Origin of the sequence: Natronobiforma cellulositropha (assembly GCF_025629245.1) — an archaeon.
In the GTDB taxonomy this organism is placed as follows: Archaea; Halobacteriota; Halobacteria; order Halobacteriales; family Natrialbaceae; genus Natronobiforma; species Natronobiforma cellulositropha.
In genome coordinates this window covers 42,846-65,536 of sequence record NZ_JANZXN010000014.1, presented here as the reverse complement: position 1 = coordinate 65,536, position 22,691 = coordinate 42,846, and the positions used below count along the sequence as shown (strand labels likewise).

At 65.5% G+C, this 22,691-nt stretch carries 25 protein-coding genes and 1 tRNA gene; 10 read left to right on the top strand and 16 right to left on the bottom strand.

The features are described 5' to 3' along the window. Nucleotides 1-144 precede the first annotated feature (144 nt). Nucleotides 145-218: transfer RNA gene (locus N0B15_RS05640), tRNA-Val, on the top strand. Between the two features lie 464 nt (nt 219-682). Here the strand turns inward: N0B15_RS05640 and N0B15_RS05635 are convergent. From N0B15_RS05635 to N0B15_RS05610, 6 genes are all read right to left on the bottom strand, one after another. Further along, on the bottom strand, nt 683-1,741 hold the full coding sequence (locus N0B15_RS05635) for a Brp/Blh family beta-carotene 15,15'-dioxygenase (RefSeq protein WP_263018549.1): 1,059 nt from the start codon (nt 1,739-1,741) through the stop codon (nt 683-685). Next, nucleotides 1,731-2,534, bottom strand: coding sequence for a lycopene cyclase domain-containing protein (locus tag N0B15_RS05630; RefSeq protein ID WP_263018548.1), 804 nt, complete (start codon nt 2,532-2,534; stop codon nt 1,731-1,733). The genes N0B15_RS05635 and N0B15_RS05630 overlap by 11 nt, the downstream gene beginning before the upstream one ends. Before the next feature lie 87 nt (nt 2,535-2,621). Further along, entirely contained in the window at nt 2,622-3,497 is an 876-nt protein-coding gene (locus N0B15_RS05625; RefSeq protein ID WP_263018547.1) for a bacteriorhodopsin, read from the bottom strand. Nucleotides 3,498-3,739: 242 nt separating this feature from the next. Continuing rightward, complete coding sequence (locus N0B15_RS05620) at nt 3,740-4,198, bottom strand: YeeE/YedE family protein (protein WP_263018546.1); 459 nt, start codon at nt 4,196-4,198, stop codon at nt 3,740-3,742. Between the two features lie 2 nt (nt 4,199-4,200). Further along, a complete protein-coding gene (locus N0B15_RS05615; protein ID WP_263018545.1) occupies nt 4,201-4,758 on the bottom strand; it encodes a YeeE/YedE family protein in 558 nt (185 codons plus the stop codon). Nucleotides 4,759-4,778: 20 nt separating this feature from the next. Next, the gene (locus N0B15_RS05610) at nt 4,779-5,972 is read right to left on the bottom strand and encodes an MBL fold metallo-hydrolase (RefSeq protein ID WP_263018544.1); all 1,194 of its coding nucleotides are present in this window, start codon (nt 5,970-5,972) and stop codon (nt 4,779-4,781) included. Between the two features lie 245 nt (nt 5,973-6,217). Between N0B15_RS05610 and N0B15_RS05605 the strand changes: the two genes are divergently transcribed. Together N0B15_RS05605 and N0B15_RS05600 are read left to right on the top strand one after the other, a co-directional pair. After that, nucleotides 6,218-6,463, top strand: a complete 246-nt coding sequence (locus tag N0B15_RS05605; protein ID WP_263018543.1) for a sulfurtransferase TusA family protein — start codon at nt 6,218-6,220, stop codon at nt 6,461-6,463. A gap of 1 nt (nt 6,464) precedes the next feature. Next, nucleotides 6,465-7,052, top strand: a complete 588-nt coding sequence (locus N0B15_RS05600; RefSeq protein WP_263018542.1) for a DsrE/DsrF/DrsH-like family protein — start codon at nt 6,465-6,467, stop codon at nt 7,050-7,052. A gap of 73 nt (nt 7,053-7,125) precedes the next feature. On the opposite strand, the gene N0B15_RS05595 is transcribed toward N0B15_RS05600, so the two are convergent. The 5 genes from N0B15_RS05595 to N0B15_RS05575 all read right to left on the bottom strand — a co-directional run bounded on the left by N0B15_RS05595 (nt 7,126) and on the right by N0B15_RS05575 (nt 12,208). Continuing rightward, nucleotides 7,126-8,163, bottom strand: coding sequence for an NAD(P)/FAD-dependent oxidoreductase (locus N0B15_RS05595; protein ID WP_263018541.1), 1,038 nt, complete (start codon nt 8,161-8,163; stop codon nt 7,126-7,128). 1 nt (nt 8,164) lies between these two features. Beyond that, entirely contained in the window at nt 8,165-8,524 is a 360-nt protein-coding gene (gene trxA / locus N0B15_RS05590) for a thioredoxin (RefSeq protein WP_263018539.1), read from the bottom strand. Between the two features lie 584 nt (nt 8,525-9,108). Further along, nucleotides 9,109-10,962, bottom strand: coding sequence for a cation:proton antiporter domain-containing protein (locus N0B15_RS05585; protein WP_263018538.1), 1,854 nt, complete (start codon nt 10,960-10,962; stop codon nt 9,109-9,111). Between the two features lie 70 nt (nt 10,963-11,032). After that, a complete protein-coding gene (locus N0B15_RS05580) occupies nt 11,033-12,058 on the bottom strand; it encodes a sulfite exporter TauE/SafE family protein (RefSeq protein ID WP_263018536.1) in 1,026 nt (341 codons plus the stop codon). A gap of 3 nt (nt 12,059-12,061) precedes the next feature. Next, nucleotides 12,062-12,208 (bottom strand): DUF7512 family protein, encoded by a 147-nt coding sequence (locus tag N0B15_RS05575; protein WP_263018535.1) that lies wholly within the window; start codon nt 12,206-12,208, stop codon nt 12,062-12,064. A gap of 344 nt (nt 12,209-12,552) precedes the next feature. On the opposite strand from N0B15_RS05575, the gene N0B15_RS05570 reads away from it, so the two are divergent. Next, on the top strand, nt 12,553-13,386 hold the full coding sequence (locus tag N0B15_RS05570) for a universal stress protein (RefSeq protein ID WP_263018534.1): 834 nt from the start codon (nt 12,553-12,555) through the stop codon (nt 13,384-13,386). A 17-nt stretch (nt 13,387-13,403) separates the two neighbouring features. On the opposite strand, the gene N0B15_RS05565 is transcribed toward N0B15_RS05570, so the two are convergent. Both N0B15_RS05565 and N0B15_RS05560 read right to left on the bottom strand, forming a co-directional pair. Continuing rightward, a complete protein-coding gene (locus N0B15_RS05565) occupies nt 13,404-13,931 on the bottom strand; it encodes a hypothetical protein (protein ID WP_263018533.1) in 528 nt (175 codons plus the stop codon). 51 nt (nt 13,932-13,982) lie between these two features. Beyond that, a complete protein-coding gene (locus tag N0B15_RS05560; RefSeq protein ID WP_263018532.1) occupies nt 13,983-14,777 on the bottom strand; it encodes a sugar phosphate isomerase/epimerase family protein in 795 nt (264 codons plus the stop codon). 187 nt (nt 14,778-14,964) lie between these two features. On the opposite strand from N0B15_RS05560, the gene N0B15_RS05555 reads away from it, so the two are divergent. After that, nucleotides 14,965-15,555, top strand: a complete 591-nt coding sequence (locus N0B15_RS05555; RefSeq protein ID WP_263018531.1) for a GNAT family N-acetyltransferase — start codon at nt 14,965-14,967, stop codon at nt 15,553-15,555. A 1-nt stretch (nt 15,556) separates the two neighbouring features. On the opposite strand, the gene N0B15_RS05550 is transcribed toward N0B15_RS05555, so the two are convergent. Beyond that, a complete protein-coding gene (locus tag N0B15_RS05550) occupies nt 15,557-15,994 on the bottom strand; it encodes a dCTP deaminase/dUTPase family protein (protein WP_263018530.1) in 438 nt (145 codons plus the stop codon). A 107-nt stretch (nt 15,995-16,101) separates the two neighbouring features. Between N0B15_RS05550 and N0B15_RS05545 the strand changes: the two genes are divergently transcribed. Further along, on the top strand, nt 16,102-16,791 hold the full coding sequence (locus tag N0B15_RS05545; protein ID WP_263018528.1) for an O-methyltransferase: 690 nt from the start codon (nt 16,102-16,104) through the stop codon (nt 16,789-16,791). A 32-nt stretch (nt 16,792-16,823) separates the two neighbouring features. Here N0B15_RS05545 and N0B15_RS05540 read toward each other — a convergent pair whose 3' ends face one another. Continuing rightward, a complete protein-coding gene (locus N0B15_RS05540) occupies nt 16,824-17,261 on the bottom strand; it encodes a hypothetical protein (protein WP_263018527.1) in 438 nt (145 codons plus the stop codon). 154 nt (nt 17,262-17,415) lie between these two features. After that, a complete protein-coding gene (locus N0B15_RS05535; RefSeq protein ID WP_263018526.1) occupies nt 17,416-18,198 on the bottom strand; it encodes a creatininase family protein in 783 nt (260 codons plus the stop codon). A gap of 130 nt (nt 18,199-18,328) precedes the next feature. Here N0B15_RS05535 and N0B15_RS05530 point away from each other — a divergent pair, with 130 nt between their 5' ends. The 4 genes from N0B15_RS05530 to N0B15_RS05515 all read left to right on the top strand — a co-directional run bounded on the left by N0B15_RS05530 (nt 18,329) and on the right by N0B15_RS05515 (nt 22,666). Next, nucleotides 18,329-18,757: a CopG family ribbon-helix-helix protein gene (locus N0B15_RS05530; RefSeq protein WP_263018525.1), complete on the top strand. Its 429-nt coding sequence runs from the start codon at nt 18,329-18,331 to the stop codon at nt 18,755-18,757. A gap of 75 nt (nt 18,758-18,832) precedes the next feature. Further along, on the top strand, nt 18,833-19,216 hold the full coding sequence (locus tag N0B15_RS05525; RefSeq protein ID WP_263018523.1) for a cupin domain-containing protein: 384 nt from the start codon (nt 18,833-18,835) through the stop codon (nt 19,214-19,216). A 134-nt stretch (nt 19,217-19,350) separates the two neighbouring features. Beyond that, on the top strand, nt 19,351-20,502 hold the full coding sequence (locus tag N0B15_RS05520) for an acyl-CoA dehydrogenase family protein (protein ID WP_263018522.1): 1,152 nt from the start codon (nt 19,351-19,353) through the stop codon (nt 20,500-20,502). A gap of 193 nt (nt 20,503-20,695) precedes the next feature. Beyond that, entirely contained in the window at nt 20,696-22,666 is a 1,971-nt protein-coding gene (locus tag N0B15_RS05515; protein WP_263018521.1) for a PAS domain S-box protein, read from the top strand. Nucleotides 22,667-22,691: the final 25 nt, after the last annotated feature.

Sequence of the window (22,691 nt, the reverse complement as noted above, 5' to 3'; positions counted from 1 at the left end):
AGGAGGCGCTGTTGGACACAGCCGTTGCCTCCTCATTCCTCTCGAAAAGATGCCTCGATAAGCCGCCGCTGTCACGTGGTTCTCCGCTTAGCTAAAGACGGATAAAGGAACGTTTAAGGTGAGCCGCCGGATAGCCTCCAGTGCGGGTTGGTGATCTAGTTGGTTATGATACCTCCTTCACACGGAGGAAGTCGGCAGTTCAAATCTGCCCCAACCCATTTTTCGGCGACACATTACGAGGAGCGGAGCGACGAGCACGTCGCCGAAAAATGATTGATGAAAGATTTGAACTAGGCAAGACACGCGCAGCGAAGCGAGCATGTCTTGACGTGGTTCAAATCTGCCCCACCCACTACTTTTGCTGCGAGCAATTTCGCGAGCAGTAAAGTCGTCACGTTGGGGCAGTTTGAACCCAGGAAGTCGCAGCTCGCGCAGCGAACGCAGTGAGCGAGCAAGACCGTCTTCCCCAGGTTCAAATCTTCCCCAGCCCACTTTCGGGCGACACATTGCGAGGAGCGGAGCGACGAGCACGTCGCCCGAAGTAGGACGGGTCGGTCAGGGTTCTGCGCCACAGCTGCTGCCCGCTCGAGCGACCTTCCGAGCCAGGCGGTTTCGATATCGAAGCGTTCGTCATCGGTCACCGGTCCCCAGGAACGGTCGACGAACGGACGCCGGGTCGCGCTCACGGGCTCCAGATTCCCTGTTCGTAGTCGAGCACAGAGACGACCACGACGTGGGGGAGCGTCAACACGGCGATCGTGACCAGATACAGCGCGAGTGCCTCGGCGAGGCTTGCAGGCGTCTGTGGGACCGAGAGTCCAACGCCGATGAGAACGACCAGCCCGCCGGCGGTAAGCGCGAGCGCTTCGCGGGCGAACCGGCGGCCCGCGGTTCCGACAGCCCCCCGCTCGAGTGCCGCGCTGGCAACGGGATCGACGAGCATCGTCCGGAGGATGTGTCGCAGCGAGTGCCAGAAGCAGAAGTAGAGTCCGATCGCGAGGATCGGTGGGACGACCGCGAAGTAGGCGACGAGACCGAGCGTCTCGGCGGCATCGATCCGCCAGGCCGAACGGCCGTCCGGTCCCGCCCGGCGAAAGCCGACGGCCAGCGAGGTTACGACCGCTGAACCGAACGCGAAGGCGACCGCCGACCGGACCGGTGGCGTGAACGCCGTCTCGGTCGTCGACGCCGCCGCCGGGTCGAACAGCCCGATGAGTGTTCCGGCGACGGCCGCGTACTGCCCGGGAAACGCGACCAGTGGGACGAGCATCGGGAGTCCGCCCCGGACGACCAGCGTGAGTAGCCGACTGGCCCGCGTCTCGAGGTGGTCGGCGTCGAAGAGCGCGACGAGGACGTAGACGTCTCCTTGCCCCCAGTGGACGAGCGTCACGAGGATGAACAGGGTAAACGCGACGACGGGAGCGAGAATCCAGACGAGAGCGTACGCGGAGCCGACCGTCAGGTAGAGGGCACCGATTGCTGCGACCGAGCGCGCGGTGACCGGGTCGCCTCGAACCCGCGGTAATACGAGATGGTCGACCGCGCCGTGGGGGAGTCCGAAGAGCACGACGCTGAGTGCCAGCGGAACGTACTGGGAGGTGAGTGGCGGCGGTCCGACGAGGGTGAGCACCGCCAGGGCGCAGCCAACGGTGAGCAGTCCGCAGCCGAGGCAGAGGCGGGCCGCGAGTCGACAGGCAGCCCCGGTGTCGACCGTTTCGGACGGGCGTCGCTTAGCGCTCATCGGAACCCGCGCCGAGACGACCTCGTGCGTCGGTGAGTGACGGAACGTCCTCACGGCACTCGAGCAGCCACATGTACATGACGATTCCCTGGACGACGAAGAGGTTGGTCACCAGAAAGAACAGTAGTTCCTCGACGGGCACCCCGAGCGGTGCGAAACCGATCGTGTGTGTCTCCGAGATGGCCCAGACGCCGCGCTCGAGTGCGATCCAGTCGACGAGCCAGAGGTAGACGGTTGGAACCGCGACTGCGACCAGTAGCGACCGGCGAAGCTCCCAGAGGTAGGTGAGACCGAAGCCCCACTGGATCGCGAACACCGGTCCGGCCCAGAGCAACAGCCAGCCGAGGTAGTACGTCGACGCGGTATCGGTAAGCAGCCAGCCGACACCGGCGAGTGCCGCTCCACCGGCGACCCCCAGGAGCCGATGGGAGAGCCGGATCGAGAGTGGCCGGTCGGCGATCACAGGCACCTGAAAGAGCCAGAAGGCGGTCAAAACTGGCTGCAGGGCGAAAAAGAGGTACTCTTCGATCGGTGTGTGCCAGACGGTCGCGATCACGACACCCTCCCCGTACCACCAGACGCCGCGGGGGATCAGGTGGTTCGTCCACGGCGTCGTGTAGACGAGTGCGAGCACGACAATGATCCCGAGACCGGAAAGCGGGCGCTCTCCCCACCACGCGTCGGGACGACGCCGTGCCAGCCATCCCAGAACCAGGATCGGCGGCAAGATGAACGCCAGGTGAACGCCGAAGTACGTGAGCGAGATCATCGTGAGCGAACCAACGGGCGCCATCGGATCACCCACCTGAGGGGGCGGTGCTGTGCATATCGTAGCGGCCGCAGTCGTATTGCCAGCGATCCATACCGGAGAGGAACACTCTCAGTCGTCGCCCGAGGCGGGACGGCGCAGACTGGCACCGTAGTCGGGACCACCGGTGATCGACGCCGGTTCGTCGACGATGTACGCCATGGCGACGAACGTCACGATGTACTTGGTGATGATGTCGAGGATGCTGTACCCCCACGACGTCACCGTCACGTCGAGGAGCGCGAATCCCTCCACGCCGAGTGCCCAGAGGATCGGATAGCCGAACCAGCCGACGACGGTGAGGATCTTGAGCGTCCGAAAGAGATCCCCGGTTCCCGTCGTCGCCGCCTCCGCGGTCCAATCGACGAGGATGACATAGACGATCACGAGGAAGAACATCGTTCCGAGCACGAACCACCACCAGCGCAGGAGCAACGAGGAGGTCGTCAGCGCGGCCGCCAGTCCCGTAACACACATCGCGATGGTGAACGCACAGGTCGTGAGGATTTTGACCCAGTCCGAGCCAGCGATCAATCCCAGTGCGATCAGGATAAAGGGCGTCGAGAACGTCCAGGTGAGATAGCGTCCCCACATGGTCAACACACCGTCCTCACCGGCGGTCGTCGATCCTGCGGCGGGATGGCCCGCGGGCATCTCGACGACCCCCAATGTCAGTGCTGACGTGAGTCCGGTGTAACTCGAGATCGAGACGACCGAGATCAACATCAGCGCAATTGCGATCAGCTTCGCCCGCGGGTCGGTCAGGTTCCGCCCGAGATAGACGATTCCGAGGATCGTCAGTCCCGCGAGTGCAATGTTGAGGACGAACGAGAGCGCGAGCAGGGTGTTGTCACCACCGAAGACGTACTCGAACAGTTCGGGGTCTTCCAGACCGGCCTGAGCGATCAGAGACTGCGCGTCGAAGGCGAGTGTGGTCGCTGGATGCATGGCTGCAGGTTCCTTCAGCCGCACAACACATAAACGGGGTTCCGTCGCACAATGAAGATCTGTCGCGCTGAGCGATCCCGTACACCCCCTCGAGAGGCGACGTTGTCCGGGGAATCCTGCCGACACTCGGGCGTGCGACGGGAATCGTCGTAGCGATGGCTGCGCTCCCGGCCGTCGCTGGGCGTTCGATTCGGCCAGACGGTGGCGACGGTCTCGGGTAGCTCGTCGATAACGAAGGAAAGTCAGTCGGCACCCGTCGGTGACGTACTCGAGGGACCACGGTGGCTTCGCCAGTAGCCCTGTACGTACGCACCGACGAACATCCCGGCGAGCGCCCAGAGGATTGCGACGTTGCCGACACCGAGACTGGCGTAGGCCGCGCCGGGGCAGATTCCCGACAGGCCCCAGCCGACGCCGAAGATCGTTCCCCCGACCAGAACGTTCCGGTCGAAGGATTTCAATCGGCGGCTGTAGGTGTCGCCAGTCAGCGGTGCACGCTCGAGCAGTCGTGGCAACAGGGTGAACGTGATGGCAGTGATCACTGCTGCACCGCCCATGACGAACAGTAGCCCGAAGTCCTCGAACTGGAGGAAGTGTAAGACGACTTCGGGGCGGGCCATGTGGCTGAAGCCGAGGCCGAAGCCGAAGAGGAGACCGCCAACGAAGATCGACGGGCCGAAGAGTGGATGTCGGTCAGCCATCGTTACGGACTCACCTCGAGCGCGAGGACGACGTGCGCGGTGGCGATGGCGACGATGAGGAACGTCAGCACGCCCACGATCGACGTCTTCGAAGCCGATCCAACGCCGCAGACGCCGTGGCCAGACGTACAGCCCTTGCCGATCCGCGTCCCGATGCCGACGAGAATACCGCCGACGAACAGCCGCCAGGGCTGGACATCGGTCGACCAGAGCGTCAGGCTACCGGCCTCGTAGAGCTCACCGGTAGTTCCTGGCTGGTAGAGGGAACTCGACACCAGTCCGGACTGGAACGTCAGCGCGTAGACGAACGCGCCCGCGACGATGCCGAGCGTGAAGACGAGACGCCAGTCTCGAGTGTTGCGGTACCGCTGGAACCGTGACAGGGAGGAGACGTACGACAATGTCGACTCGAGAAACGTACTCGCGCCGGCGTGAATAGCGGTCCCCAGGTAGATCACGGCAGCGCCGAGACCGACGAGGATGCCGCCGACGGCGTACCGGCTGATGCCGGCGGGGAACAGCGATTCGTACGGCGTCGAGCCGAAGAGTTCAGTCACCATTCGACAGGGGTGGAGTAGAGTTAGTCACTGGCCAGCGACTCCTGGCTGGCGGCGCAGTTGTTCGGACCGAGTTCGAGCTCGAACGCGGTCTCGTCGTCGACGTCCCGCTGGCCGAGGTTCGTCTGGATAATGTCCTCGTAGTTGGCCGGGCGGGGTGGCATATCGGAGCAGACCAGTTCGACGAACGCGTCCTCGGACATCGTCAACGCGTCCATCTGTTCCTCGAGTCGGCCGATCGACTCCGTGTAGGTGCCGTCGGCGGCGGGGACGGCCGAGTCGCTGACGTGGGCACCGCCGATCAGGGTGTCCGCTGGCAGGGTGAGGACGCGTGTCTGGAGGGATTCGTAGAGCTGCGTGGCGGCGTCTGCAGCGCCCTCGCTCCCGTCCTCCAGGTCGGGCCGGGCGACACTCTCGACGAACAGGCCGTCGCCCGTCGCGAGCAGCCCACCATCGAGCAGGTACGACGTCATCCCGGAGGTGTGGCCCGGGGTGTAGATCGTCTCGATCGTCGCGTCGCCGACCTGGAACTCGTCGCCGTCAGCAGCGAGGCGTACCTCGTCGGCGTAGGTGACGCCACGGTCGACGGCGGCCAGGGGGATGACGCCCTCGACACCCGCCTCGACGAGGGTTCGAACCCCCGAGACGTGATCTGCGTGGACGTGCGTATCGATCGCGTATTTCAGATCGACGCCGAGTGCGTCGGCGTCCTCGAGGTAGCGATCTGCGAACGCCCGTAACGGGTCGATTACGGCTGCTTCGTCACCGGCGACGAGGAGATATCCGAGACAACCGGAGGACGGACGCTGGTACTGATAGAGCGTTCCCGCACCGTCGTAGCGCTCGACCACCACGGTCTCGTAGATGCGTGCCCAGCCGTTCATTCCGTCCGCGAGGTGGTTCACGTCGTAGCCACGCTCTTTCAGTGCCCCGGCGACGAACTCACTGGCACCGCCTTTCGCACAGAGGACGGTGACGCTACGGTCGTCTGGAACGCCCTCGAGAACGTCCTCGTCGAGGTCCTCGTCTAAGAAGTGAAAGTAGGGGACGTTGACCGAGTCGACGGTTTCGCCGTCGATGTGCCACTCCTCGTAGTCCGACCCCATGCGCGCGTCGAGGAGCACGATGTCCTCACCCGCGTCGATCCGTCCTTTCAACTCCGCCGGCGTCACCGAATCGACGTCGACGGCAGGCGTTGGAAAGTCCATGTCGGTCATGTTGTACAGGTATCCGTACCGGCTGTGGCCACTTAAGAGTTTGTGTAGAAAAGCCAAAATTGCACAATACTACTTTCCGCCGAACAGAGACATATTCGTACAAGCTAGCCACAAACACCCTCATGAACACCCACCGGCGCTGCTCGAGACCCACGGGTGTTCGAGTTTTGTACAATAACCGGCATCCTTTTGTGGCCGGAGACGATATTGTGTAGTAGCTCCAATATAGAGCACGCAAATCGATCATGAGTTCGGAATACGATACGACGGAGACGCTCGACGTGAAAGGACTGTCTTGCCCGATGCCCATCGTCAAGACGAAACAGGCCATCGACGACCTCGAGACCGGCGACATCCTGGAGGTAGTCGCGACCGACTCGGGGAGCATGAGCGATATTCGGGGCTGGGCCGACGGCACCGATGGGGTCGAACTCCTCGGCCAGGTCGAGGAAGGTGACCACTACACCCACTACGTGGAGAAGACAGTGTAAGATGAGTACGGACAACCCACCGGCAGCAGTCGACGACACAGATCCCGAGTTCGACGCCGCCGAACTGCGTACACTCCGCGAGCGCGTCGAAGAACTCGAGTCGTCTGTCGCCGAGCTGAACGACGGCGGCGGAAAGAAGATGACCATCATCGCCACCCAGGGGAGCTTCGACATGGCGTACCCGCCGCTGATTCTCGCGAGTACGGCTGCTGCCTTCGACTGGGAGGTCGTCGTCTTTCACACGTTCTGGGGGCTCGACATCCTCCACGAAGAGAAGTCGAAGAGTCTCAAACTGAGCGCCGTCGGCAACCCGAACATGCCGCTCCCGAATGCGATCGCTGCAGTACCTGGCATGGACGCGGTGGCGACGAGGATGATGCAGAAGAAGATCGACGAGAACGGCACGGCCACGATCGACGAACTGATCGATCTCTCGCTCGAGCAGGGCGTCGACTTGCAGGCCTGTCAGATGACGATCGAACTGATGGGATACGACGAGTCAGACTTCTACGACGGCGTGACCACCGGTGTCGGCGCAGCGACCGCACTCCAGCACATGGCGGAGTCCGACGTTCAGCTCCTCGTCTGAACACCGCACGTTCGAGACACGTCAGAACTCGACTCGTGAAGGCATCGGTCACAGTCAGCGAGAAACGAACGAATTAGTCGTCAGCGCCCGCAGCGACCGACGGTGTCGCGCGTTCACTCCGACGGTCGAGCCACCCCTCGGCATCGAGAGCGGCCATACTGCCGGTGCCGGCGGACGTGATCGCCTGTCGGTAGTTCGGGTCGATCACGTCACCGGCACCGAAGACGCCCTCGACGGTCGTCTCGGTCGTCGTCCCCTCGAGAGTTTCGACGTGGCCGCTGAGAGTGACGTCAACCGGCGTCCCCTCGAGGAAGTCGGTGTTGGGGACGTGGCCGGCGGCGTAGAAGATGCCGTCGGTGTCGACGACCTCGCGTTCGACCTCGAGTCCGTCATCGATCCGTGCTTTCGGGTAGCCATTGGGGTGAGAGACGAGCGTTGCACCGGTGACGCCTGCTTCTCGTGAGCCGTGAACCGCGAGGAGTTCGGCGTTCCAGTGGAACGTGATGTCCTCGTGGTTTCGAGCACGCTCGACCATCACCTCGGAGGCGCGTAGTTCGTCGCGGCGGTGGACGACGGTGACGCTGTCGGCGAATTTCGCGAGGAAGAGTGCCTCTTCCATCGCAGAGTCACCGCCGCCGATCACGAGAACATCGTCGCCGCGGTGAAACGCACCGTCACAGGTCGCACAGGTCGAGATGCCGTAACCCATCAGCGAGTCTTCGTTTTCGGCACCGACCCAGCGGGCGCTGGCGCCAGTGGCAACGATCAGCGCGTGCGTCCGAACCGCCTCCCCGTCGGAGAGTCGGAGTTCGAACGGACGCGTCTCGAGAGTGACGCCCTCGACAACGCCGTGGACGAACTCGGCGCCGAATCGCTCGGCCTGGTCTCTCCCGCGCATGATCAGTTCTGTGCCGCCGACACCCTCGGGGAACCCGAGGTAGTTCTCGACGTCGGTCGTCAGCGTCAGCTGGCCGCCCGGCTCCGGTCCCTCGATGACGAGCGGGTCGAAGTCCGCCCGTGCAGCGTAGACGGCCGCCGAGAGGCCGGCGATGCCGGATCCGACGATTACGAGGTCGTGAACCGGCCGTGTAGTGGTTGGTGTCCCGGCCATCTCAGTCCGTGTACCCCTCGATCAGTGCGCTGAGCTGGTGTGCGGGCAAGGCGCCGGTGTGCTGTTCGACCTGTTCGCCGTCGGCGAAGAGTGCGAGCGTCGGCACGCCACGGACGCCGTACGACCCTGCCAGTGCCGGGTTCGCGTCGACGTCGACTTTCGCGATCGTCGCATCGGTTTCGTTCGCGAGCTGTTCGAGGACCGGCTCGAGCAACTGGCACGGACCACACCACGTCGCGAAGAAGTCGACGAGCACGACGTCGTGTTCGTCGACGATCGAATCGAGGTGGTTCGCGTTTGCTACGTGGAGTGGTTCGTCGGCCGAGCCGTCGACCGGTCCGGTGTGTGCATCTGTTGCCATCACGTTCCCGTAAGCACCGACAGCGGTTAAAGGTTTTGCATATCTTGCACAATACAGACACACCTACGAGAGCGGCGAAGACACATGGTAACGTCTGGATGATAGGCGGACCGGTGGCTCAGAGTGAAGGAGAAGACACACACAGATCGGGTTATATCCCGTCTACCACGAGATTGTGCGCTCCAGCAAGTGACTGGCGGTCGACGCTTGAGAGAGGATACGTACTCGAGCGGCTCGTAGTGGTCCACGGGACCCCGGGTACGCGACACCACCAATATTCCGCAACTTCAGCAATATTGCCCCGGCAGTGGTGGCGGACGGTCCCCGGTCACGACCAGTCACACAGCCGGGCGAGCGCTTCCGGAAGCCGTGTGTACACAGCAGCGACCGTTTCGAGTGCCTCGACGGTCGTGAATTCGTCACAGGCGTCGACGGTGTCGGTTCCGACGGCGAACTCGACGGGGGAAATCCTAGCTACTCGTGACCGACGACGCCACGGGTCTACGACGAGTCGGTGTCGCCCCGTCACAAGCGTTGTTCATGTTGCACGATGTTGGAACTCTACGTCGCTCGAGACGAGGTCGTCAGTCGTGTGGGTGGAACCGCTTGACAGCGCGGTGGACACCCCCGGCCTGTCCGAGGAACGTGACGCGATCACCCTCGCGAAGTACGTGGTCGCCGGTCGGCACCTCCGTCTCGCCGTCGCGGTGGGTGAGCAGTCCGACGATGCAGCCGTCCGGAATTTCGGCGTTGAGGTCGGCGATGGTCTTGCCGACGAGGTCCGCCGCCGTCACTTCGATCTCCTGGACGTCGCCGGTGCGGCCGAGTTCGTTCATCCACGCCGACAGCGACGGGCGCTCGAGGACGTTCTCGAGGGACCACGCGGTCGCCATCGAGAGGTCGATCGCGTGAATGTCGAGTGCTTCGAAGGCGTCGACGTTGTCGGGCTGATTGACCCGCGAGGCGACGCGCTCGACGTCGAACGTCGTCCGTGCGAGCTGACAGACCAGCAGGTTGACGTCGTCGTCCGGCGTGGTCGCGATGACCGTCTTCGCCTCGTCCGCGCCGGCACGCGCCAAGACGTCGGCATCGGTGCCGTCGCCCTCGAGCGCCCGGAGGCCACGTGTACGGGCCGTCTCGACCGCTCCCGGGTCGTGGTCGACGAGTAGTACGTTCTCTCCGTCCTGTTCGAGCCGTTCTGCGAGCGAGAGACCGACTCGGCCCCCGCCGACGAGTATGGTGCGCATGGGTGATACCTCGAGTGCGTTCGCGATCTGTCGTGCGAGACCGGCCTGGAGGACGACCGTCGCGAAGATGATGAGGAAGACGGTGCCGGCGAGCAACTGAGCCTCCTGTGGCCGACCCAGCGCCTGTAACTCGACGGCGAACAGCGTCGCGACGCTGGCAGGGATGATCCCGCGCGGGCCGACGGCGCTCAGGAAGAGGCGCTCGTTAGTCGTAAACCGCGCGTCGGTCGTCGAGAGGTAGACGACGGCCGGCCGGAGTACCAGCGTGATCGCGACGACGATGGCGAGACCGGCGAGTCCGAGCGCGCGGATGTCTGCGAAATCGATCAACGCCGCCAGCGCGACGAAGATGAACGAGAGAACGACGACCGAGAGGTCGTCGAGGAAATCGATGACCGCCTCGTGGTACGGGAGTTCGACGTTGCCGAGGACGAACCCGGCCATCGCGGCGGCGGCGATGCCGGTCTCGCTGGCGACCGTCTCGGCGCCGGCGTAGGCGAGGACGACGCCGGCGAGGACGATTAGCCGGGCGTGCAGCGGTGCCGCACAGGGTCTCGATCGGGTGCGAGTGAGCACCAGCCAGACGAGACCTGCGACGAGCGCCCCGACCGCGAGGCCGACGAACAGCCGCACCGCGAAATTGCCGACGAGAGCGGCCGGCGTTCCGTTCCCGGCGACGAGGACCTCGAAGACGACGACGACCAGGATCGCCGCCGTGACGTCGTTGATCACGCCTTCGCCCTCGAGGACGCTCGCGACGTGGTCGCGGACGGTGACGACCTGCAGGATGGGACCGATCACCGTCGGACCGGTGGCGATCAGGAGTGCACCGACCAGGAGTCCAACCTCGAGACTCGTCTCGAGGAAGACGACGACGGCAGCGGCCGTCCCGAGCCAGGTGATCGCCGCGCCGACGGTGACCAGGCGGGTCAGCGCGGTCGGACTCTCTCGGAGTTTCTCGAGGCGAAGGTGGTAGCCACCCTCGAAGAGGATGATCGCAACGCTGACGCCGACCATCACCGAGAGACCGTCTCCGAACGCCTCTCGAGGGACGATTCCGAGGACTTCGGGACCGATCGCGGTTCCGGCGACGATCAGAAAGAGGACGCTCGGGATCCGCACCCGGTCCGCGAGGACACGGGAGGCGACACCGAGGGCGAGTACGAGCGCGACGATTGCGAGGAGGTTCACGGTCGTGTACGGTTGGTCTGTGCCGTCTGGGTACCGGTCAGTTCGGCCGGGAACGGATATCCGGTGGAGTTCATCGGTCGCCCCCGTCGGTAGTCGGCCGCATTCTCGCGTCGTCGCGGCCGACCGCCGCGAGGGCCTGGTAGAGGATGAGCAACGCGACGGCGAACGACGAGCCGACGAGTAAGAAGACGCTCACCAGATCGAGCGCGCCCGTACCCAGCCAGTTCGCGAGTTCGGAGATCGCGATGCCGATACTCGCGAACACCATCATCAGCCCGAAGTAGACGATCACGTCGTCCTCGTCGACGATCGTGGTCGACGCCGAGCCGATCCGCGCACCGAGTGCACTGCCGACCAGTAGCAGGGAGACCACCGTCAGGTCGACGCTACCGGACATCCCGTAGGTGAACGTCCCGAACGCGCCCGAGAAGAGTCCGGCGAACAGGCTGGTCCCGACTGCAGCAGTCAACGGCGTTCCGATGAGGTAGTAGATCGCGGGCATACGGATGAAACCGCCGCCGACGCCGATCAGCCCCGAGACGAGACCGACGCTCCCACCGGCACCCGAAATCGTCCAGAGTGAGGCCCGGCCACCGGAGGTCAGCGAGATCATCGGCGGGATGGTGTACGACTGGATCTGCTGGCCGATCGCCGGAATGTCGTCGTCGACGTCCTCGGCGGTTCCCTCGGCGTCGTCGAGCGTGTACGCACGGTGCAAGAACAGTGCGCCGATCCCCGCCAGCAGGACGACGTAGGCGACACCCGTGACGAGGTTGGCGATGCCGAGTGCCTCGAGACCGAAGACGAGTCGGCTCCCGAGCTCGATCCCGACCGAGAGGACGACGAACAGAATCGCCCCGAGTTTGTAGTCTACCTGCCCGACGTCGTAGTGTTTCAGGACGGCGATCACCGAGGTTCCGAAGTAAAACGCCAGCCCGCTTCCGATCGCGACGGAGGCAGGGTAGTCGAGGATCAACAGGGTTGGCGTGATCAAAAAGGAGCCACCCATTCCGAAGAACCCGAACAGCACCCCCACCATGAAGCCAAAGCTCACGAACAGCACCAGCAGGGCCGGGGTGAGTCCCAGTATCTCCATCGATCAGGCGTCCGTGATCATCTCGATCAGTGGCGTTGCGACTCGTTCGACGACACCATACCCCGCGTAGAGGACGACCGCCTGCACGAGGATGACGGCCACGAGGAGCACCGCCTGTATCGGCGCGGGGAGCGCCACGGGTTCGATCATTCTTCCGACCCCCCGTCGGCAGCCGAGTGTGTACGGATCATAGATTGCTACTCACTCTCCTCTACCCGGAGAGGGCGTATAACGCTTTTGGGACTATTGTACAATATTACCGTAGCGTATGATATAGCTATCCAACGGAGATATTCAGATACGTTACGAGAATAGAGCCACGACACCAGTCGGTGAACAAGTCGGCCAGGCACGCGTTGACGAGCGTACCGACGAGTCAGTGACGGCCGACTGTCCGAACGGGTGGAGGGCTGCCACCTCAGCCAGTCGATCTCACCCCACCACCGGTATTGGGCCACCCAAACAATATTATGCTGTCGGAGCCTACGACAGGTATGAAAGCGGTACTCGCCACTGACCTCTCGGCTGCCAGCGAGGCAACCATCCAGAACGAGACCTGTCTCGAGTGTCTCGGCCGGATCGGCGTCGACGAGATGCACCTCGTGACGGTCGTCCCGTCGAACGTCCACGCGGGTATGCCCGGTATCGACTTCGAGCGACGACGGAAGAACTCGATCAGGAGCTACGAGCGCGTCATCGAGGACGCCGGCTTCGACGTCGAGGTACACGTCGTCCGCGGGACACCCCACCGACGGATCCGCGGCATCGCCGAGACAGTCGGGGCAGGTCTGACGGTCGTTGGCTCACGCGGGAAGAGCCCGCTCGAGAATCGCGTCATCGGGTCGACAGCGCGGAACCTCGCGCGGACGACCGAGACACCGCTGCTCGTCAACCGAATCGAGCGGGAGACCGAGACGCCGTCGGTCGTCAGACAGCACCTCTTCCAGCGGATGCTGTACGCGACCGACTTCTCGGAGAACGCCGAGCGCGCGTTCGACGCGTTCTCGTACCTCCACCGTGCGACGCGGGAGGCGACGATCGTTCACGTCGAGACGCCGAAGGACCCTGCGCCGGGCGACGACGACCCCCAAGCGCAACTGGACCAGCTAGCCGACCGGCTCGAGGGGTGGGGAATCGATACTCGAACCGAGGTTCGCAGCGGCGACCCGGCCGACGAACTGCTCGCCGTCGAAGGCGCCGTCGACCCGACCACGATTCTCGTCGGCTCACGTGGCCACAGCCGGTTGCGAAGACTCCTCCTCGGCAGCGTCTCCGAGGACCTCGTCGCTCGGGCGAACGGAAACGTACTGCTCGTTCCACCGGCCTGAGAGCGACCACATCCACCTCACTCGAGCCCCACCCCGTCTCCATCCTCACTCCATCCCGCCGTCTCACCGAGGCGCTGGCGCTCGGCCTCGTCGTAGGCTCCACCGAGGGCGATGAGGAAGCCGACGATGGCGGTGACGAGCGCGATCGCGCCGACGGCGACGACGGCGGTCGAGAGGAGCACCCCGGAGAGGACGCTCGCGGAGGTCAGCAGGGCGACCGCGGTGACGGCGGCGATGAGTGCGAGGAGACGGCCGAGACGGCCGGTGTCGAGACCGTCGGTGTCGGCCGCGTCGGCGTCGCTCGAGAACAGTTCGTTCACCACACCGTCGTAGTCGCCGCTCGCGTTGCCGAGTGAGTGGATGGAGTGGGCGACCCAGAGTCCGGCGGTGAAGTTGAGCAGGGCGACGAACGAGACGAGACCGAGTTGGCTCTCGAGGAGCAGGCCCGCGAGGATGGCGTTGACGAAGGCGAGCACCATGATGCCGTGGACGACGAGCGAGCGGGTGCCGAAGTCCTCGAGTGTGGAGACGTGTGCGAGCTTCATACTGGAACGTCGCCCGCTGTGGGTGTAGCGTTGGTCCCTAACGGGCGAGCGTCACTGTGAGTCGTCCGTCTCGAGCGTCGCCCGTGCGCGTCGGGCGCTGTCGGCGAGGAGTGCGTGGTCGTCGGTGAACACTTCGATGGCGACGGTGCCGTCGAAACCCGCGAGGTGGTCCGTGACGAGCGAGTAGTCGATCTCGCCGGCACCGATCGGGATGTGGGTGTCGCCGCGTCGGCGGGCATCGTGGACGTGGAGGTGTGAGATCAGGTCGCCGTCGCGTTTCAGAAAGCGCTCGACACCGTCGTCACCGTCTTCCATGTAGGCGTGGCCGACGTCGAAACAGACCGCGGTGTCGGTCTCTCGAGCGAGGTTGGCGAGGACCGACAGTTGCAGGCCGCGTTTCTGGTGGCCGACGTTCTCGACGACGACCTCGACGCCCGCGTCGCGGCCCGCGTCGGCGATGGCGGCGAGCTGCTCGGCGAAGACCGGGCGCTGGTCGGTGTCGTAGGGGTCGCGGGCGGTCGCGTGGAGGACGGCCTTCTGCGCACCGACGCCCCCTGCCCAGGAGAGCAAGCGGCGCTGGTAGGCGACGATACCCTCGTCGATCTCGGGGACTGTCGTCGCGAGCACCTGCTGGAAGGGGAGGTGGACGCAGAGGTCGGTCCCCGCGTGCTCGAGTGCGCGCTCGAGTCGTCGCTCGTCGATGCTGTCGGGGTCGACGCCCTCGCCGATGCCGAGTTCGACGAAGTCGACCGAGAGGTCGGGCGTCGCCTCCGCGCCGGTGTCGGCGTGCTCGCCGAGTGCGTCGATTCGCTCGAGGGAGTCGCCGACGGTCAGACCGAGTTGCATGCTCGAGTGCACTCGTTCCAGTGCGGAGTGGTTGTCGGTCCCGGCCTGGGGGGTGACCAGCCAGAGGGCCTGATGGGGGGGGGGGTGACCAGCCAGTCGGCCTGACGATCAGTGGCCCTGACGGTCGTTCCCGGTCCCCGAGAACGGGCGTGGGGAGGTATCCACCCGTAGCACCGACCTCCAGATAATGACCCTCACCGAGTCGAATCCCTCGAGCGGAGTGCGGACGCGACGCGAGCGAGCAGTGGGTCGCCCGTCGGCAGGCGGCCGAACCGTCGACGCGGCGGGGAGCGGGCTGTGCATTCGCCCCTACGAGGCGGCGGATCACGCGGGACTGTCCGAGATGTACGAGGCGTTCGAGGCGACCGACTGTGCGCAGGGGATTCCGCCGCTGACGCCGGTCCGGTTGCGCAACTGGCTCGAGACGCTGCTCGAAGACGGCTACCACGCCGTCGCCGAACTCGACGGGCGGGTGGTGGGCCACTGTCTGTACACGCCGCTCGAGCGGGCAGCCCCGGAGCTAGCGGTGTTCGTCCACCCGTCGGTACAGGGGCGTGGTATCGGCACCAAACTCTGCAGACACGTCGTCGGGGTGGCGGCCGCGAACGGCCGCGAGGCGCTCGTGCTCGACGTCGAGCGGCGCAACCGGGCGGCGCTCGCGCTCTACCGTGGGCTCGGGTTCGAACCCGTCGGCCGGGGCGGCCGAGACCAGCAGATGCGACTGACGCTCGCCGACGGGCCGACGGCGGGCACGAACGCGCACCCGGCAGATCCCTGAGTCAGTCGGTCAGTGAGACGAGCGTCGAAATCCGTGCGTTCTCTTTGATCCGTAGGCCCCCGTCGGCGACCGTCAGCGGGAACAGCGGCAGGTGGCCGAAGACGCGGACGGTCGGGTGTGAGCCGCCGCGGGCGAGCAGTTCGTTCCGCGGCTGGACGAGCAACGGCTCTGTGGTGTCGGTGAGAAACTCGTTGTGCTGGAAGACGTACTGGCCGGCCGAGAGGTCCCACCAGCCGTACTCGTCGTCGGGGTTTCTGAGCGTCGTCTCGCGTGGCTCGAGTCCGGCGTCCTCGAGTTCGTCACCGCCGAAGTCGAGCCGTCCAGGCTCGCTCACGTCGTAGACAGCGCTGACGGTGAGGTCGATGCCGTGGTCGTGGACCTGCGTCGGTTCGTAGAGGACGTTGTCGACGCACTCGAGCAGGGAGTCTTCTGGTGACATGGGGTGAGTGTACGGCGAGGGTGGCCTAAAAATTGTGGTGACAGACAGCCGAGTTGAGAGATCGTGGGCGGGGCAGACCTATCGCCCACCGGCGAGAACGAGGGTGTATGGCCACCGTCCTCACAGACGAGATCGCTCGCTTCGTCGCACAGACCGGTCCCGAACCCGACGAGACGCTCCGGGAGATGGACGCGTTCGCGCGTCGAGAGGGCTTTCCGCACGTCGGCCCGGAGGTCGGCGCGTTCTGTCGGCTGCTCGCGCGACTGGTCGGCCCGCAACGGATCTTCGAGTTCGGCTCCGGCTACGGCTACTCGGCGTACTGGCTGGCGGCGGCGCTGCCCGACGACGGCGAGATCGTCCTCACGGAGTTCGACGAGGACGAACTCGAGCGCGCACCCGACTTCCTGGCGGCGGGTGGCTACGACGGCCTGGCGCACTACGAACTCGGCGACGCGATGGAGACGATCGAGCGTTACGATGGGCCGTTCGACCTGGTGTTGATCGACCACCAGAAAGAGCGCTACGTCGACGCCTTCGAGGCGGTCCGGGAGAAAGTGCCGGTCGGCGGCGTGATCGTCGCGGACAATATGTTGCAGTCCGATTCACTCGAGTTCGACACGCTGCTCGAGATGGCCGAGGCGGGTGAGCTAGGTGCACTCGAGCGCGGCGAGCGGGAGGTAAGCGAGGTGACGCGGGGCGTGGGTCGGTTCCTCGAACGGGTGCGGAGCGATCCGGCGTTCGAGACGCTCGTGGTGCCCCTCGGTGAGGGGATTTCGGTGAGTTACCGCCTCGAGTGATCGGCTCAGGCGAGCGACGAGTCCGGTGTCGCTTAGAGGTCTAGGTCCTGCTCGAGGAGGCGGTCTTCGGGAGCGTCCGCACCCGCCTGTGCGCCGTACTCGCGCAGGCCGAGGAAGGCGCTCGAGGCGCTCGCGCCCATCAGCGTCGCCCACGTCGCCGCCGTCAGCACTGGGCTGGCGGTACTCACAGAGACCGAGAGCGCGCCAGCGATGGCAGCGACGCCGACGAGGTGGAAGGCGGCGACGGCGAGGAACGTGAGCCAGAGCCCGAGTGAGACGAGTGCGAGCGTCCGGCGGTCGACCGTACGGGCGTAGGTCGCGAGACCGTAGACGCCAGCGACGGCGACGGTGACGGCGACGAGTGTCTGGTAGCTGGCCGTGACGGTCGTGTTCGTAACGCCCGCGACGGCGAAGAACGCGAGCGAGAGGGCGAGCAGAGACCGGTCCGAGCGCGCGAGAGTCGAAATCACGGTTGGTCGGCTGTTGGTGAGCACGAGTCCGGGGGTACGTATATAGCTGTTGGCTGCAGGAATCGTTGCCGGTAGGTTCGGCTGAAACAATGTCGAGAAGGACGAGCGTGAACGGGCCAGACGGGACCCGTGTCCGCGCCTGCTGCGAGAGCCGTCACTCACAGGTGGAGACGACGGGGGCGGGCGGGCAAAGCGCCTCGAACGGCTGGCCGTCGAGCCACTCGAGGAGGGCGACGAGCTGGTCGGTCGCCGCCTCGAAGAGGTCGCGGCCGATGTCGGGGGTGGCCTCGGTCTGGTCGCCGAAGACGCCGTTGGCCGAGTTCTCGAGGGCGTCGTAGACGACGGTGGCGCCGTGGACGCGCAGCTCCTCGAGCGAGAAGTCGACGGCGCCGCCGTCGCGGGCGTCCTCGAGGCGGTCCTCGCGGACGAGGTCACGGGCGATGTGCATGATCATGGCCGTCTCCTTCGGGCCGCCGTGGGGACCGGGTGCGTCGAAGGCGGTCTCGATGTGGCCGGGAATCGACTCGTCCCACATCCACTCGCAGGCGAAGGCGACGCCGTCGTCGCGCAGGCGGCGGCCGACCTCGCGGAGGTGGACGACGTTGCCGCCGTGGGCGTTGACGTAGACGATGCGGTCGACGCCGTGGTAGGTGAGGTTGCGCGAGAGGCTCTCGACGTAGTCGCGAAAGACCGGCGCGTCGACCCAGGTCGTCCCGGGAAACTGGCGGTGGTGGGGGCTGACGCCGACGGTGATCGGCGGCGTACAGTAGTGGCCGGTTCGCTCCGTCGCTGCCCTCGCGAGTGCGCGGGCGATCAGGTAGTCCGTCCCCTCGGGGAGGTGTGGGCCGTGTTGTTCGGTCGAGCCGAGCGGCACCACCGCGAGCGACGGCGTCGGCGCTGCGGCGAGGTCGGGCCAGGTCTGGTGTGGCAGGTACATCGCGTCGTGAGCGAACCCACGCCAGGAGTGAAGGTGTATCTGGCGGCAGCGGCCGGAGGGGACTCGCTCGAGCCCGCCACGTGGCGTGGTGATGATAAACCTTAATAGTTCGAGACCGCTGGGTTATTACATGGCAGTCGTCAGCGTCTCGATGCCGGACGAACTCTTAGCACGGATCGACCAGTTCGCGGAGGAACACGGCTACACCGGCCGAAGCGAGGTCATCCGCGAGGCGAGTCGCAACCTGCTGGGGGAGTTCGAGGACGCCCGCCTCGAGGACCGCGACCTGATGGGCATCGTCACGGTCACCTTCGATTACGAGACGACGAGCGTCGAAGAGCGGATGATCCACCTGCGTCACGAACACGAAGAGCTCGTCGCGTCGAACTTCCACAGTCACGTCGGCGACCACTACTGTATGGAACTGTTCGTCCTCGAGGGGTCGCTCGAGGACATCTCGACGTTCGTCGGGAAGATCCGGGCGACGAGGGACGCGCTGACGGTCGACTACTCGGTGACGCCGGTCGACAGCTTCGATCCGATCGGCACCAGCGAGTAGTGTCGGGACGCTGCTGCTCACTCGGCGATCGAGGAGCGTAGTTTTACTATCGCGCCGGCGAAGGTACAGACAACCATGCCGTACACGAAGGTCAACTACGCGGACGTCGATCAGGTCTCGAACGCGATGCACTTTCTCAGAGAGCCACTCGAGACCGAACAGGTCGGCGTGACGGTCGTCCGGTGTGACGCCGAGTGGAAGAGCCAGCCCCACGATCACACGGACAACGGCCACGAGGAGGTGTACGTCCTGATCGAGGGAGCGGCGACCGTCGTCGTCGACGGTGAGGAAGTCGAGATGCAGACCGGCGACGCGCTCTCGATTCCCCCCGAGTCGACGCGCCAGATCAGAAACGGCGACGACGAGAGCGCGTTCGTCCTCGTCAGTTCGCCAAGTCTGAGTGAGGGCGGCGACGACGCGACCGACGGCGACTGGCTGCTCACCGGCTTCCCCGGCTGAACGCGCCGAAGTCACCGACGGCTAGCTGGCAGACGGCGACCCGGTTCGAAACCGCTCGAGCGTTCACCGGCGTTCAAATCGAGGAGCGGTTCCCTGGAGTATATCACGACTAATTACGTAGGAGTAGTATGCCTATGGACCTTCTCGACGACAGCATCGTCCCAGCCCACGCCCAGGACGTGAAAGCCGAGGCTCGAGCGTTCGCCGACGAGCACATAGAGCCGGTGGCGGCCGAGTACTACGAGTCCGGAGAGTACCCGTGGGAGGTGCTCGAGACCGGACAGGAGGCGGGGCTGGTCGCCCAGGACATCCCCGAGGAGTGGGGTGGCCGCGGACTCGAGTTGCCGGAGCTGCTGGCGCTCACCGAGGAGTTCTACCGGGCGGACGCGGGCATCGCGCTGACCTTACAGCTGGCGAGCTTCGGCTGCGAGATGACCTACAAGTACGGAAGCGACGAGCAGTGTGAACAGTACATCCGGCCGGTCGCGGAGGGTGAGCAGCTCTCGGGGCTCGCCGTCTCGGAGCCGGAGACCGGGAGCGATCTGGCGGGCATGACGACGCGCGCGGAACGCGACGGCGACGAGTGGGTACTCAACGGCGAGAAGTACTGGATCGGCAACGGCGTCGAAGCCGACTGGATCAGCGTCTACGCCCGGACCGGCGACGACGAGAACAACCGCTACGGCAACCACTCGGTGTTCATCGTCCCGACCGACACCGAGGGCTACCACGCAGAGCACATCCCCGAGAAGATCGCGATGCGCGCCTCGAAGCAGGCGCACGTGACCTTCGACGACTGCCGGATTCCCGCCGAGAACCTGGTCGGGTACGAGGGTGCGGGCTTCATGATGCTCGCGGAGTTTTTCAACCACGGCCGCGTGATCGTCGCGGGCCACAGCCTCGGGATCGCCGCCGCGGCGATCGAAGAGACCTGGGAGTTCGTCCACGGCCGGGAGGAGTTCGGCCGCACCATCAACGAGTTCCAGGCGGTCCAGCACGGACTCGCGGACATGCTCCTCGAGTTCGAGAGCGCTCGAGCGCTGGCCTGGCGCGCCTGCGAGAAGGTCGCCGCGAACGACGAGGCGGGCTACTGGGCGGCGCTGGCGAAGACGAGGGCGACCGAGGCGGCGACGAGCGTGGCAGAACAGGGGATGCAGTTCCACGGTGGCCGGTCGATTCTCGCCGAGCGGCGCATCTCGCAGCTCTTCCGTGACGCCAGGATTCCGGTCATCTACGAGGGTGCCAACGAGATTCAGCGGAACCTCATCTACCGGCAGGCGCCCTGACCGGGGGCGCTCACGCGGGGAGTCACGTTCCAGGAGATTATCTCACAGGGAGACCTCTTGTACAGAGAACACGACATTTATACCCGCTTCGGCTGAATAGGGAGACGATCGGACGCCGATCGGTGCACTCGCTGTACGATCGGTTCGGCGAGGACGGACGGGGGGAATGAGAGGGGGACACCATTCGAGTGATATGAGTCGGCCACGAGTACTCTGCGTTAGCAGCGCCCGCTCGACGAGAGCCGCGGTGACGCGCGCGCTCGCAGACGTATCGGTGAACGTCGTCGTCGCCCAGAGCACGTCCATCGCTCGCGAGCGACTCGCACACGAGACGGTGGACATCGTCGTCATCGACGCCTCGACCGTCGCGGACGTCGCCGGGCTGCTCGAGCGCATCGACGCGGCACACCCCGGGACGCCCGCGTTCGTCCACTGGAGCGACGACGAGGCGGAACTCGCCGCACTCGCCGAGGTCGTCGACGCACGGGGCGGGAGCGACGGAGCGACGCCAGCACGGTTCGGGCCGACCGAGACGCTCGCGAGCGCCATCGCGGCGAGTACCGAGCGCCGGGAGACGCCGCTCGAGCGGTTCGTCGGGGACGTCAAGCGTCGGCTGGCGGATGCGACCTCGCCGGGGACGATCGAACGGGAGATCCGCGAGGCGTTCACGGCCACACCCGGCTTCGCGTTCGCCTGGCTCGGCGAGTACGACCGCGGTGAGCGCGAAATCGTCCCCTGGCTGACCGACGCGGCGACGGTCGAGTGGCCCATCCACCGGACGTTCGCCATCGGCGACGGGAGCCAGCCACTGCTCGAGCGGACGCTCCACAGCCGGGAGTTACAGACGGTCGGCCGGCTCGCGGAGAACGCCGAGGCGGTCCCGCTCGGCGAGACCGCCCTCGAGCGTGGCGTCGAGGCGGTCGCTGCGGCACCGCTGGCGACGACCGACGAACTCTACGGCGTCCTCGTCGTCTACGCTCGCGACGGACTCACCGAGGCGAGCAGGGAGGCGATCCGGTCGATCGCCGCCACGGCGTCGTACGCCCTCGAGTCGGTCGCCGTTCGCGGCCAACTCGAGCAACAGGAGCGGACGCTACGCCGGTACGAGCGCCTGGTAGAGACCGCCGGCGACGGGATGTACGTCCTCAGCCACGAGGGGTACGTGACGACCGTCAACGACGCGCTGCTCGAGATGACCGGCTACACCCGCGAGGGCGTCCTCGGCGAGCACATCTCCCTGCTGTTCGGCGCGGAGAGCGTCGACGCCGGCACGGAGACGGTCGAGACGCTGCTCGCAGACGGCCGGACGACGGATACGATCGAGGTCACCCTCGAGACGAAAGCGGGGCAAACGATCCCGTGTGAGACCCAGATCGCCGTCCTCACCCACGACGAGGAGTACCGTGGCTCGGTTGGCGTCGTCCGCGACGTGACCGAACGGAAGCAACGCGAACGGACGCTCAGAGAGCAGAACGAACGCCTCGACGCGTTCGCGAGGATCGTCAGCCACGACCTCAGAAACCCACTCGGAGTCTCACAGGGCTACCTCGAGTTGCTCGAGCAGACCGAGTCGTTCGAGTACATCTCACAGATCGAGGAGGGTCTCGACCGCATGGAGGCGATCATCGCCGACGTGCTCGCCATCGCCCGCGAAGGCGAGGGTGCGGTCGAACCGACGCCGCTCGAACTGGGCGACCTCGTCACCGAGGCGTGGGAGAACGTCTCGACGGGCGATGCGACGCTCTCGATCGAAGCGGGTGAGTCGATGGTCGTCGACGCCGACCGCTCGCGCGTACTCAGACTCCTCGAGAACCTGTTTCGAAACTCGGTCGAACACGGTGGCCCGACGGTCACCGTCCGGGTCGGGACGCTCGAGTCGCCCACACAGACCGAGGTCGACATCGAGACGAACCCCGCCACCCCCCTCGGGTCGTCCGCGAGCGAGGGAGCGATCGGTTTCTACGTCGAAGACGACGGCCGAGGGATGCCCGAGGACATCCGTGAACACGTCTTCGAGTCGTCGTTTACGACCTCGACGTCGGGGCTCGGAATCGGTCTCTGGGTCGTCCGAGAGGTCGCGACCGGCCACGGCTGGTCGGCCGTCGCGACGGAGAGCGAGGACGGTGGTGCCCGCTTCGAGTTCGTCGTCCGCGAGAGCGCGTGAGTGAAGAGAAGCGACGAGTCCGGCG